Origin of the sequence: Flavobacterium cupreum, from assembly GCF_003996965.1 — a bacterium.
Classification (GTDB): domain Bacteria; phylum Bacteroidota; class Bacteroidia; order Flavobacteriales; family Flavobacteriaceae; genus Flavobacterium; species Flavobacterium cupreum.
Window position 1 is genome coordinate 1 of sequence record NZ_QWDM01000007.1, and the last position, 12,519, is coordinate 12,519.

14 protein-coding genes are annotated in these 12,519 nt (G+C 36.7%); 6 read left to right on the forward strand and 8 right to left on the reverse strand.

Annotated elements, in window-relative coordinates; translation table 11 throughout:
- Positions 1 to 96: 96 nt before the first annotated feature.
- A complete protein-coding gene (locus tag D0817_RS11865; RefSeq protein ID WP_127338592.1) occupies positions 97 to 324 on the reverse strand; it encodes a hypothetical protein in 228 nt (75 codons plus the stop codon).
- 612 nt (positions 325 to 936) lie between these two features.
- Here D0817_RS11865 and D0817_RS11870 point away from each other — a divergent pair.
- From D0817_RS11870 to D0817_RS11885, 5 genes are all read left to right on the forward strand, one after another.
- Positions 937 to 1,878: a multicopper oxidase domain-containing protein gene (locus tag D0817_RS11870; RefSeq protein WP_238160860.1), complete on the forward strand. Its 942-nt coding sequence runs from the start codon at positions 937 to 939 to the stop codon at positions 1,876 to 1,878.
- Between the two features lie 17 nt (positions 1,879 to 1,895).
- Positions 1,896 to 2,324 (forward strand): hypothetical protein, encoded by a 429-nt coding sequence (locus tag D0817_RS11875; RefSeq protein WP_127338593.1) that lies wholly within the window; start codon positions 1,896 to 1,898, stop codon positions 2,322 to 2,324.
- Positions 2,325 to 2,364: 40 nt separating this feature from the next.
- Complete coding sequence (locus tag D0817_RS11880) at positions 2,365 to 3,831, forward strand: tyrosinase family protein (protein ID WP_127338594.1); 1,467 nt, start codon at positions 2,365 to 2,367, stop codon at positions 3,829 to 3,831.
- 210 nt (positions 3,832 to 4,041) lie between these two features.
- Complete coding sequence (locus tag D0817_RS26220; RefSeq protein ID WP_230701950.1) at positions 4,042 to 4,188, forward strand: hypothetical protein; 147 nt, start codon at positions 4,042 to 4,044, stop codon at positions 4,186 to 4,188.
- Between the two features lie 32 nt (positions 4,189 to 4,220).
- On the forward strand, positions 4,221 to 4,661 hold the full coding sequence (locus D0817_RS11885; RefSeq protein WP_238160875.1) for a putative polyvalent protein kinase domain-containing protein: 441 nt from the start codon (positions 4,221 to 4,223) through the stop codon (positions 4,659 to 4,661).
- A gap of 82 nt (positions 4,662 to 4,743) precedes the next feature.
- Here the strand turns inward: D0817_RS11885 and D0817_RS11890 are convergent, their stop codons facing one another.
- The 7 genes from D0817_RS11890 to D0817_RS11915 all read right to left on the reverse strand — a co-directional run bounded on the left by D0817_RS11890 (position 4,744) and on the right by D0817_RS11915 (position 11,681).
- Positions 4,744 to 6,072 carry an SWIM zinc finger family protein gene (locus D0817_RS11890; protein ID WP_127338596.1) on the reverse strand — a complete coding sequence of 443 codons (1,329 nt, stop codon included), beginning with the start codon at positions 6,070 to 6,072 and terminating at the stop codon, positions 4,744 to 4,746.
- Positions 6,073 to 6,078: 6 nt separating this feature from the next.
- The gene (locus D0817_RS11895) at positions 6,079 to 7,200 is read right to left on the reverse strand and encodes a DUF7825 domain-containing protein (protein WP_238160861.1); all 1,122 of its coding nucleotides are present in this window, start codon (positions 7,198 to 7,200) and stop codon (positions 6,079 to 6,081) included.
- A 216-nt stretch (positions 7,201 to 7,416) separates the two neighbouring features.
- Positions 7,417 to 7,566 carry a DUF7825 domain-containing protein gene (locus D0817_RS26525; protein ID WP_368773379.1) on the reverse strand — a complete coding sequence of 50 codons (150 nt, stop codon included), beginning with the start codon at positions 7,564 to 7,566 and terminating at the stop codon, positions 7,417 to 7,419.
- A gap of 70 nt (positions 7,567 to 7,636) precedes the next feature.
- A complete protein-coding gene (locus D0817_RS11900; protein ID WP_127338597.1) occupies positions 7,637 to 8,443 on the reverse strand; it encodes a hypothetical protein in 807 nt (268 codons plus the stop codon).
- Positions 8,444 to 8,479: 36 nt separating this feature from the next.
- Positions 8,480 to 9,040: a hypothetical protein gene (locus D0817_RS11905; protein WP_127338598.1), complete on the reverse strand. Its 561-nt coding sequence runs from the start codon at positions 9,038 to 9,040 to the stop codon at positions 8,480 to 8,482.
- Positions 9,041 to 9,293: 253 nt separating this feature from the next.
- Complete coding sequence (locus D0817_RS11910) at positions 9,294 to 11,075, reverse strand: AMP-dependent synthetase/ligase (RefSeq protein ID WP_127338599.1); 1,782 nt, start codon at positions 11,073 to 11,075, stop codon at positions 9,294 to 9,296.
- A 171-nt stretch (positions 11,076 to 11,246) separates the two neighbouring features.
- On the reverse strand, positions 11,247 to 11,681 hold the full coding sequence (locus D0817_RS11915; RefSeq protein WP_127338600.1) for a hypothetical protein: 435 nt from the start codon (positions 11,679 to 11,681) through the stop codon (positions 11,247 to 11,249).
- 406 nt (positions 11,682 to 12,087) lie between these two features.
- On the opposite strand from D0817_RS11915, the gene D0817_RS11920 reads away from it, so the two are divergent.
- A complete protein-coding gene (locus tag D0817_RS11920; RefSeq protein ID WP_127338601.1) occupies positions 12,088 to 12,375 on the forward strand; it encodes a hypothetical protein in 288 nt (95 codons plus the stop codon).
- Positions 12,376 to 12,519: the final 144 nt, after the last annotated feature.

The window sequence follows — 12,519 nt, forward strand, 5'->3', positions numbered from 1 at the left end:
TTTTAATACTTAATTCACCACAAAACCTGGTGGTCAATTTGCTCCGGAATTAGGTGGTCAGTTTGCTCCGGAACGGGTGGTCAATTTACTCCGGAATTAGGTGGTCAAATTGACCGGTTTTTCCAGCCGTACAGCTGGAGGGTTATTTTTTTGTTGTTCTTCAAAAAGGATCATTTTGGCCAGTCTTAGGTAGGCTCTTGTTGGCAGACTGCGTCTTCCTATTGCATACATCGACCAGAGCCCTTGCGATACACCCACTATGTTGGCTATCTCATTGTGCCTGAATCCAAATAGTTCTCCAAATTGTTTCTCCTCTTTCATCACTTAGGGTGGGGTTATTGTATTTTAATATGGTTTACCATTTAATTTCTATTCTCTTTTTTACAACACGGTTGTTGTAGTTTTTTTTGTTGTAATTATTATTTCAACATAAGTTTCTCCAACAGAATTGTTGTAAATTTTTTGTTGTAATTATTATTTCAACATGAGTTTCTCCAACAGAATTGTTGTAGGTTTTTTGTTGTAATTATTATTTCAACAGAAATTTTTACAACACAATTATTTTGCTTTTCATTTTAATTTTTGTTTCACAACGGAAAATTTTTCATGTGCCATTTTTTGACAGAAACAAATGTAATAAAAAGATTACATTTTAAGCAAAAGTAATAAAAAATATTTTTCCATCAGAACCTGTGATCGATTTGGCTAAAGGGGAATCAAATCCTTTCTAAGCCTTGAACACCGTAATTAAAGAAATATTTTTCTTATAAAAACAAAACTTCATTCCGGGAATCCTCATCTATACAGGAAATTAGGACAATCTTAAACTGGGATTTTTACTACAAAATCAGGTATTTGTACGCAGTTGTGTAACTCGCAATAGCTCTAAATTTGAATTGGCCAATACGGTACAGTCATATTAATGGGAGTTTATCAATGAAAAAACGGAATCAAATTACACTGGTATTTTCTTTTTTATTCGTCAGCACCTTTTTGTTTTCTCAAAACGAACGATTAATTATTGGCCGTACCACAGGAAAGCTGTCCATTGAAAAAAAGGCCCCGATTCGGACTTTTGGTTTTACAAACTCGCTTTCGGGACAGGTTACTTTGCCGGGATCGGAGATCGATATGAAAGTGGGAGATAGCATCAATATCGATTTCTGGAATATTTCGCAGGGAAATCCGGTGTCGTTGTATTGCCGGGATATTGAATTTGTGCAGCGTACTGCCGAAAATGAAGTCATGACCAAAAAAGAGCCGGTGCACCATATGGAACATGGGTTTTATTCTTTTGTGGCTCAAAAAGCAGGAACGTATTTGTATTATAGTCCCGAAAATTATCCGTTTAATCTTCAGGCAGGCATGTTTGGGGTCATTATCATACGTTCAAAAGAAACCGATGTTTTACCCGCTAAAGTTCTGGCTGAGGTACTATGGTGCAGTACTGAAATTGATCCTATATGGCATACCGATGCGATTATGGGTACGGCATACGATACGAGCAATAAGCCCGTAGTGCTGCCGGATTTTAAACCGCAGTACTTTTTGATTAATGGCCAGATCGCTACTAAAAATAAAGGCTTGCAAGTATTGGCGAATAAAAAAGAGGCCGTGTTGCTGCGTCTGGTTAATGCGGGGCTGTACGGGAACGAAATACAGTTTCCGCCTCAGGCAAAAGTCAGGTTAATTTCAGGAAATGAGAAGAACCTGACCACATTTTCCGGAGCATGTAAAGTACAGCTTCCTCCGGGCGAATGCATGGAGCTGGAGGTTTTTTTAGAAAATGTTTCAGATCAGGAAAAGATCGGCTATCACTTTACAGATCCGGTTTCCAAAAAAATAAGCTACAACGCCGGTATTCCGGTATTTTATTAATATTTAAACCAACTATTATGAAAACAACACTATTTTATTTCATACTCCTTTTTTCGTTTTCGTTCTCCTTTGCACAGAGCAAACCTACTTTTTCGGTAGTGGGCAATGCCACCAATAAAGAGAGCGTATTGAAAACGAAACGACTGGATATTTCTAAAATTAAGGTCGAAAACATTTCGAGCAAACCCATCTATCTGGTTTGGGAAACAGTGTCGAATACTTTTCCTAAAGAATGGGATTGTTCGATGTGTCAGCATGGCGCCTGCCAGATCGGAATTCCAAAAGGTTCGGCTTTTAATAAACTCAATGCAGACCAGCAGGGATTTATTGCCATACATGTACTTCCGGAGAATAAAAAAGGCAATGGTACCGTAAAATTTAAGATTTACGATAAAGCCAATCCTGCATATGCCAAGATTTTAACCTTTGAAGTCGAAGTGCTTTAAGAAAACGAACTAATTCAATATTCACCCAAAAACAAACAACATGAAAAAAATTACCAACTTACTCTTTATTATACTGATCACGGGATTATCCTTTGGTCAGGGTAATGCCAATGCGAAATATACGCGTTGGGATGTCACTTCATCTGAAGGAAAAGCCAATCTGACAGCCATGAATACGGCTTTTGAAAAAATGCGTGCCATGGGCTGCGATAATGGCCTGGCCTGGTACTATCAGGGAGCGATACACAATATTCCGACGGTTATTAATGGCAAAAATGTACTTTGTCCGCAGTATCAGACCAGTAAAGATAAACTTTGGGCATGGGCAGATTGTACTCACAACGGATCAGACAGTGCGTCTCTGAATTTTCTTTTATGGCACAGAATGTACATCTGGTACTTAGAAAAAATTGTCCGTGAATTATCCGGAAAAGAAGATTTTGCTCTTCCGTACTGGAATTACGGCAGCAAGGAAGTGACCGAAAACATTATGCCGGCACAATTAACAGACAAATCGGGTTCTTTGTATACGGCAGCCCGATACAGTATCCTGAACAACGGACAGCCGATTCTTCCGGATCAGGTCGATCAGATTCAGTCGGCACTGGGAGAATTGCAAACCAACCCTTCTTTTAGCGGAAAAGCCGGATTTAGCAAAAACCTCGAAATTGCACCTCACGGGTACATGCACGATCTTATAGGCGGAGAATATGCCAATCCGGGTGAAACATATTATAATGAAATCTACCAGAAGGAATATTCAGGTTTAATGGCAAATGTTCCGTCTGCCGGATTTGACCCTGTTTTTTGGCTGCACCATAGTATGATTGACCGTATTTGGGAATCCTGGGATGTTTCGGCTTATGGCCAGCGTCCGAGTCTGGAAGACCTAAAAGCGAATCCATGGCCTTATGAGTTTATCACTCCAGATGGCAAACATATTACCTATACGATGGAAGAAGTATACAAGATTGTTTTTAATCTGGATTATAAATATGATAACCTGCTTTACGGCTCTACGACTCCGGTTTTAGCTTCCAACAAAACGGCATCAAAAAAGAAAATTGCCTTTCAGGATTCAAAAGAGCAGGTGGTATGGGAACAAAAAATAGGGAAGGTGCTTGGGACTAGTGCTTTTAGTCATAAAGTAACGAGTACATTCGCCAAAAGCACGAATAAAGTTTTTAAAAGTGCCAATTCTAAATTAGTTCTAAATTTAAGTGTAGCGGTGTACAAAGAACCGAAAGATTATTATACCGTTTTCCTTAGATATCCGGGCAAAGCAGATCAGTATGTAGGCACAATGACTTTCTTTGGAGTAGCCCACGATCATGGCATGGAAGACGATCATCCGATAAGCGAAGACGGGATAAAACTGAATTTCTCCTACTATATTTCAGATGACTTAGTCAATACAGACAAGAACTTCGAAATTATCATAAAAAAATCAGGAGCCGGAGATGCTAAAGTAACACTGGAAAAAATTAGTGTAACGAAAGCAAACTAAGCATAAAACAATACTAAACTAGTAAAAAAAAACGGCTGTCATCTGACGGCCGTTTTGCATTAACCCGTTTGGTGTAATTCGAAACTAGTGTCAGGCTGAGCGGAGTCGAAGCCCTTTTGTTTATTAGATCAAATCAGCATTTCAGTACATTACCCCCAACGCGTTAATTACTATTTATTTCTATATTTGCAGTATACAAAATCATGGATCATGAACTACAAAATATCATTTCAGGAAAGAGCCAGGTTAGGCATGGAAATACTATCCAAACAATCTCCCGTTACCTTAGAAAAAGCAAGAGCCCAGGCGGAACGTTTGAGTCAGGAAAGCAAATCAAAAGTGAAGAAAGAGCGTTAATAAGAGAATTTTGTAACAGGAATAGTTTTTGGATTACCTATATAAATATTAATGCTTTTATCTCTTCGGGTGCTGAGCAAAAAGTGTATCTTCAAAACAAACATAAAGTAATCAAGCTTAACGATACTATCTACTACGAATTCTGGGAAGATTATTTGAATAGTTTACTACTACATAATTACTTCTTTCCGGATACCGCTTACCAGTTAATCGGGTTTTATGAACAAAAGGATATACTTTATGCTGTTGTCGAACAGAAATTTGTAGAATCTAATAGTACTACAAAATTAGAATACGTAGGGGAATTTTTAATTTCAAACGGTTTTATAAATACCAGAAATAACGATTATTTTAATCCTGAAGCAGGCATTATCCTTGAAGATTTGCACGACGAAAATGTTCTGACTTTTGATAGTAATCTGTTTTTTATCGATACGGTTTTTTATCTTACAGCAGCATTTTATAAATTATAGCGACTTCATAATAAGAATAAATAGATAAAAAAAATCGCCCCATTGTAGGGCGATTTTTTTTGCTATATCTGCATTGTTATTACTAAGAAACGATCATCTTCACTCCCAGAATATGCTTGCAAATGCCTCTTTTGCCCTGATAAGCGGTAAACCAGTCGCAGGTACATCTTTGCGAATGAATATCGATAATTACTTTGTGTATAACACCGGAACCTTTTACTTTAGCTTCGATATAACCCGCTCTTCGCTCGACGATTTCGATGTCTTCGTTATCTATAAGTTTTTTGGCATTTTTAAGCCTAGGATTTAGCGATAAAATTCGCTCCGTTTTAAAAGGAAGACGTCGGTAGAAATGTGCTTTTTCGCTTAAATCATAGCCCAATAATCCCATTGAGGATAAGTTGGAAGTCAGATTATCCATAGTGCCGAAATCAATATCATTTTCAATAGAAAGCATGGTAGGATCAAAAGTTTCATTCGATTTTAATAAGCTGTTTAATCCGTACACCCATTCTATGGGTAAGTTTTCGGTCATGGTTTCCAGTACATTTCCTTCTCCTGAAAAGCCACGGTACGAATCGGGAGAAAAAGCCATTAAAAGCTGCATTTTTCCAAATTCGGCCACTATTGCACAAGTTTGTTTGTCTGACGATTCATAAATATAAATTTTATCTACAATAGCCAGGATTCCTTCTAAAAGACGCAATCTTTGTACGCCGCCAATTCGAACGCTGTCGGTTGTAGCCAAGGTCGAAAACATAAATTTGCCGGCTCTTTTTGTTATAAAAAAATCACCCTTTACAGACCCTTTTGGTAAACTCTGAAACAATTGGATCGTCTGAATTTTATTCAGTTCAAACTTCAGATCCATATCTGCCAGATACAACTGAACGCTTGTTAAACCTTTGATCCATCGCATGGGCAAGGTTACTTTTTTCTCGGTCACTTTTGCTTTGCTGGTAATCACCTGAACCTCCTGCTGACCCACGGCAAGGGTTACTTTTTCGTTTTTCTGAATCGCATTTAAGGCATTCAGCATCGGGTCATTAAAATCGACATTAGTGGTTCCGTTGGCAATAAATTCACCATCAATCGCTTCGGGTTTCATGTCCAGCCGTACGTACACACCATTGCAGGACGAAAACCCTTCGAAACGCAATCGCTCTGATCCTGCCGATACAATTGGATCGCGCAGACTTGGCGGAATTGGCCCAAAACTGGAACGGACTACTTTGGCAATCGTTGTCCAGCATTTTGCCGTGACATAAGGATCGGTCAGGCTTCCCCAGAAAAAACACGGAATGTTATTGACTTCTTCAATTTCGGTCTGATGGGCCAGAACCAGATTGTTGATGCCTTTTGCTTTGCTGTACGTTGAAATTCCTTTGTAATTATATTCGAGATCTGTCATTTTTCTTTATTTTAAAATTTGCTTAATCAATGATTTAAGCGACGCATTATCTTTCCATTGTTCAAAGAATACTAGAGCTTTGGCCGATGGTTTTTGATTGGTTTTGGTCAAAATATCCAGATAGTTTTCTATTATTTTCCTGAAGTTGGTTGGTAATTTTTCTTTTAAATCAAGATTTTCAAAGAACGATGTTAATAACTTCAATAAAGCATTATTATGCAGGGATGAGACATCCTTCAGAGCAATTAGTCCGTCGACCAATCTTAAAAACACACCGTATTTTCCGGTGGCGAGAAAGGCTATTTTCTGAGCAAAAAGCGCAACATCAATAGCTTGTTTTTCTATTAACTGAATCAAAACTTCAGAGGCTAGTAATCGTAAATCTTTTTTCTCCTGAAAGAAACATACGGCAAATAAAAGCAATGTGGTTTCTGAAAATCTAAATTCCGGTCTGTTTACTACATCCAAAAATCCTTTTAATTCCGGTTTTGAACCATCTGCAATTGTAGAATTATGCAGCAAAATCAAAGCCAGTGCGTCTGAATTCTGTGGTGTTAAACTGTGCCAGTAAAAAGTATTTCCGGAATAATTTAAACCATAATCCCAGCTGTTTGAACGGCTGTAGATATCCTGACTGTAAAGTAAGTAATTTGGGATTTTTGTGTAGTTAGGAAAATCTAATTTCAGTTCGTACCATGATGGCGTTCTTTCTTTTTCCTTGGTCTGATAATTCGTCCATTCGTTCCATTTTTCTTTAAATTTAATTTCAGTTTCAAACGGAGCCACTACAAACGGAACACTTTTTAGATATGTATTTTCAAATTGAGGGAAAGTATCGTTTGGATAAAAAGTTCTGGCGGCAACCGCCCACAAAGATAAATTTCCGGTTTCTTTGGTTGTTTTACCCATAGTTGCCAGAAGTTTAGAAAACAAAGAAGTTGAATCTAAATTAATTTCTTCATCAACACCAAGACAGAATGACAAAAGCGATTTCATTTCGCCTTCTATCTGATTTAATAACGGAATGGCTTCTTCAACATTTTCCCTTGGCATACGCGCGATCGCAATAGCCAAATCGACAGAATCAATTTCTTCATTGTTATTTTGGTACGCAATTACTCTTTCCAACAGAACTTATCGGAATTTCCATCTATGTATTTCAGGTGTTTTTTCATGCTTATTTGTTGACTGAATTGATAAAAATAAAAGGTGCGTAGCTTCTCAAAAATATAAAATTATTGAGGTTTGGCTGGATTTTTCAGTGAAAATTTTGGTTAAAATTATTTTTTGGATATTAAGTGTTTCAGTACTAGCTAGCTGTTAAATATTAATTTAATTTTTTCTTTATTTTAAAATTTGCTTAATCAATGATTTAAGCGACGCATTATCTTTCCATTGTTCAAAGAATACTATGGCGGTTGCCGATAGTTTCTGATTGGTTTTGGTTAAAAGATCAGATAGTTTTCTATTATTTTCCTGATTAAAAGAGATCACCTTCTTTCAGGTTGCCATTCAGGATTGCTTCGGCAAAGACATTTTTTCGTACCTATTTTTAATTGTTTAGTTAAGGTCTTTCGATAATCTTTAATTGAGTATTATAATGACATAATCGACCAATAAATTGACCTGTTTCATTATTTTTCGGACTAGTTTTGCGAATAGAATCCAGAGCTGTTTTATCATAATATTGCCAAATTGGTCTTTCTGAAGTGGTGTCCAGAAGCTTTTGAAAACTAATTTTATACGTTTTACTTTTAAATGCATCATCATTTCGGGATAAGTTCTTCCAATCGCTTTCCTGAAAACCATAATTTAAAGGATATTCTTTGTTGCAAATCATGAAAAGGGTATCTCCACTTATATGGTTTAATTTGAACAAGGTGAACATACCCTGCTGATCAGTAGTATTTACATCCAGAAATTGGGAATAAATATATACTTTGTAAATATCGCCAATCACAGGATTTTCAAGAAGTTCTTGATTATCTCTGATCTTTTTTTGTATAATAGCCTGATTTATTAGTCCGTAGCCTGCCAACACAAGCATTAACCAGCAAATTGTCCACGGGTATATCAATTGCCACCATGTTCGCTTGTGACTGGCCCTGATATTTTTGATGTTCTCTGCAATTCCGGACGAGTAATTCTTTTTTGCATAAAATGGGGCAGCGGGATCTTTTATAACATGATCGCATGAGGTGCAGTATACCTCGGTTGTTCTTCCCATTCCAAAAAAAGGGACCAGAGACCTGAGGTATCGCATGTAAAGTACCACTTCTATAGTGTTTGTTTTGCCACAAACTGGACATTCTTCATTAGGTAAAAGTACTGCTGTAAGTGGCGTGTACTTAATTTGGTAATAATATATCATGTTTTATGTATTTGATTTAACAATGTATTTTATGGGCTAATCATGAATCAATACGGGATTTTTTTCGCTATTATTTTCCTCAATTTTTTTGTGCAGTATTTTTTTTAGTGTTACTTCATCACAATCTATAATTGTCAGATTTAAAGAAAACAATACATTATTGCCTATATTTTTTTTAATTGCTTTTTTACGGGTTCTTATATCAGTAATTTTGTTGATGAAAACATCTGATTTTTTGGCCTGAATATGCAATATCATTTTATCTTCGCAATAGCCTTTTATGTCATTCCAGGGAACCAGGCCTATTCCGGAATACTTCTTTTCGAAAAATTCAATACCGGAATCAGATAATTGTGCAAAGCCATTATTTAGTTGTAAGATTTTAATATAACGATGCAATAGGATTGTAAGAAAAACAGTGCCCGTGAGCCCAATAATTAGAATTTCAGGGTCGTAGTACTCCTCTGTGAAAAGATGCCCTGATCCATGCCAAAAAAAATAGATACTTAGAAATAAAAAAAGTCCAAAAAAAGCAATTAGGCCATAGACTGTTTTCTTTTTTACTTTAATGGTAAAGGGTAATATTTGTGTACTCATCACTAATTTATTTAAATAATTTTATAATCGTAGTTCTTTGATTTATTGAAAACTTACAATTATAATTTTCTTTGAAGAAAGCTTTTAGTTATAAAATTCACGCGAATTTAATTTGTTATCGCAGAAAATTACTGAAGGATGAAATAAGTGGTACAATGATGAAATTACTGGTGTATAGATGAAAGAAGTGGTTATTATATAAAAAAAACGGCTGTCAGATGACAGCCGTTTTTCGTTGGTTATATTATTTTGATTATGAATTTTGCCCGTAAATTTTAGCGTAAAGATCTTTGTAGATTTCTTTGATGATTTTACGTTTCAATTTTAAAGTTGGAGTAAGCTGACCGCCATCAATAGACCAGACATCGGGAGTTAACTCAAAACGTTTGATTTTTTCCCAGTGGCCGAATTTTTCGTTGATTCCTTCGATTTCTTCGTCGATACGTTTGATAACATCCGGATTGGAAGCGATTTCGGCATTGGAACTTCCTAAAGTAATTTTATGGATTTTGGCCCATTCTTTTACGAATTCAAAGTTAGGCTGAATAAAAGCGGCCGGCATTTTTTCGCCTTCACCAATTACCATGATCTGCTCGATAAAACGCGATTGTTTCATGGCATTTTCGATCAATTGCGGAGCGATATATTTTCCGCCAGAAGTCTTGAACATTTCCTTTTTACGGTCTGTAATTTTCAGGAAACCTTCGCTGTCAATTTCTCCGATATCCCCGGTGTGGAAATAACCGTCCTGTAAAGCTTCTGCTGTTTTTTCAGGGTCTTTGAAATAGCCTAACATTACGTTTGGTCCTTTGCAGAGGATTTCTCCGTCCTGCGCAATTTTTACTTCAACGTTACGGATTACTTTTCCAACGGTTCCAATTTTGAAACCTTTGTTTCTTTCGTCATTTACGGCAATTACCGGTGAAGTTTCAGATAAACCGTACCCTTCCATAACCGGAATTTGGGCAGCGGCAAAAACTCTTGTCAAACGGGGCTGTAAAGCGGCACTTCCGGAAACCATTAAATCTAAATTTCCTCCCAAACCTTCTTTCCATTTACTGAAAATAAGTTTTCGGGCAATTTTTAACTGGAATTCGTACCAGAAACCATTGGCGCCGTAAGGTTCGTATTTTAAACCTAAGTCAATAGCCCAGAAGAATAATTTTTTCTTGATTCCGGTTAATTCGCCACCTTTGGCGTAAATTTTATCGTAAACCTTTTCCAGAAGTCTTGGAACAGCCGTAATCACGGTTGGTTTTACTTCTTTCAGGTTATCACTGATTTTATCAATTGATTCTCCAAAATAAACAGAAACGCCATAATACTGATAGATGTATAAAATCATTCTTTCAAAAATATGACAAATAGGAAGGAAGCTCAATGCGGTGCTTTTCCCCGGATCAAAAGGAATTCTCGGGGCACTGTCCAACACGTTCGAAACAATGTTTTTGTGTGAAAGCATGACTCCCTTAGGTCTTCCTGTAGTTCCTGAGGTGTAAATAATAGTAGCTAAATCATTCTCATGAATGCTGTCTTTTCTCGCTTCTACTTCAGCCTGATTGCTTTCGTCTGCCCCAAGGGTCAGTAATTCTGACCAGTGTTTGCAGCCTGCAATTTCGTTAAACGAATACACCTCTTTCAACGTAGGAACATTCGCTTTGATGGCATTTACTTTCTGAAGCACTTCGTCATCGGAGACGAAACAGTAAATACTTCCGCTGTGATTTAAAATATATTCGTAATCTTCCTCAGCAATCGTCGGATAAATCGGAACGTTTTGTGCCCCGGTTTGTAAAATACCAATATCCATGATATTCCATTCCGTGCGGTTATTAGAAGTGATTAATGCAATTTTATCCTCTTTCTGAACGCCCATGCGCAATAATGCTCTTGAAACGGCATTAGCTTTAGCAATATATTCCTGAGTGGATGTTTTTTCCCAGGCTCCATTTTTTTTGGTTGCCAGAGCAACCGGAAGATCGTATGTTTCTTGTTGATAATAAGGGAAATCAAAAAGGCGTGTGATTGAAACCATGTTTAATATATTGAATTTTACCGCAAATTAAATAAAAAATGGGTATAATTTTTAGTTTTATGAAATTTTATGGCAAAAATTACAGGTACTATTAAAAATCAACGAAAACGTTTTCTTTTTTATAGCAAATTTTAGAAAAAAGCAAGAAATGTTTAATTGGAGTACTGCAGTTTATTGCACATTAAAATCTTCGTAGCTTTTTACTCTTTCTCCCATCAGGAACATTTTCTTTTTGGCGAAATGTATAGAAAGCTGGGTGTAGTTCCACTCATCACTATCATTGGTTCGGTACCAGAACGTATAGGATTTACTGTTGAAGCCTTCCTTAAAAACGGGAACACCTTCTTCTGTACATTCAATTCCCCAGTTGATCTTTTTTTTGCTTAAATCTTCGTCCTGAATCACTCCTGTTCCGTCAGGGTTTAATACGGTACTCGGCTCTTTTTGCCCGATAGGTAAAAAAGTTCCCTGTATCGGATAAGCAATGGTAGTCGTGATATAACGCTCGCGGCCCTTAAAAACAATTTTATCGATATTAATTTCTTGTGAATAGGATTGCGCAGCTATAAAAAATAATGCAAAAAGGAATGCTTTTAAAATTTTCATTTCTCTGTAGGTTTTAGTTGTTTTTGGGCTTTCAAAAAAATCCCTTGGCAGGATTTTTATGGCGAATATAGTTCAAATTTCAATAAAAAAATCAATCCAAATTGCAAGAATGAATTTTTTTTTAAACAATTCATTTCCAAAGGGAAATTACCCGGTTGAAAATTGATTTCCGGGTAGTTTTTCCTTAAAAAAGGGGATAGTGCGGTTAAAGGGACATAAGATCATATTACAATCATCTTCCTCTGTTGCTCAAGGATTTTAAAGGAGAATAAAATGGGTCTTTTTCCCCTGTAAAAAACAGGAAGTGACATAAGAGATATAAAGCCTGCAGCAGGTAATTTTGAAATGAATTAAAAGCGTAAGCCGAAAAGCAAAAGAGTAGGCGTTATTTTAAAAAACATATAAGATGGAAACAACTTTCTTTTTGATAATGGGGTGGTGCGGTACAGGTTATCCGGGATGGCTAAGGGATTTATTGAAAAAATGGCCGCCACCGCCACCGGATCCGGAACCATGGCGTCATATCAGTATTATTGTTTTAGGACTGGTGGCCGGATTAATAGGCGGGCATTTCTTTAGCAATGCCATTGTAGAAAATCAGTTTTTTGCTGGTCAGCGTGCGATTGCTGCGGGATTGTTTGCTTTCGGCGTATCGAATATGGCAACCGGAATCGCTTCCTCACTAAAACGTTAAAAAAATACCCTGGCTAATAGGGATAGCGTCAGGGCAATTTTTTATAATTTATTTTTAATCGTTTTAATCCTCTAATCTGTGGCAGGTTTTTCGCATTACAAATTAATTACTTCGTGAAAATTCGTGCAATTCGTGGCAAAAAAA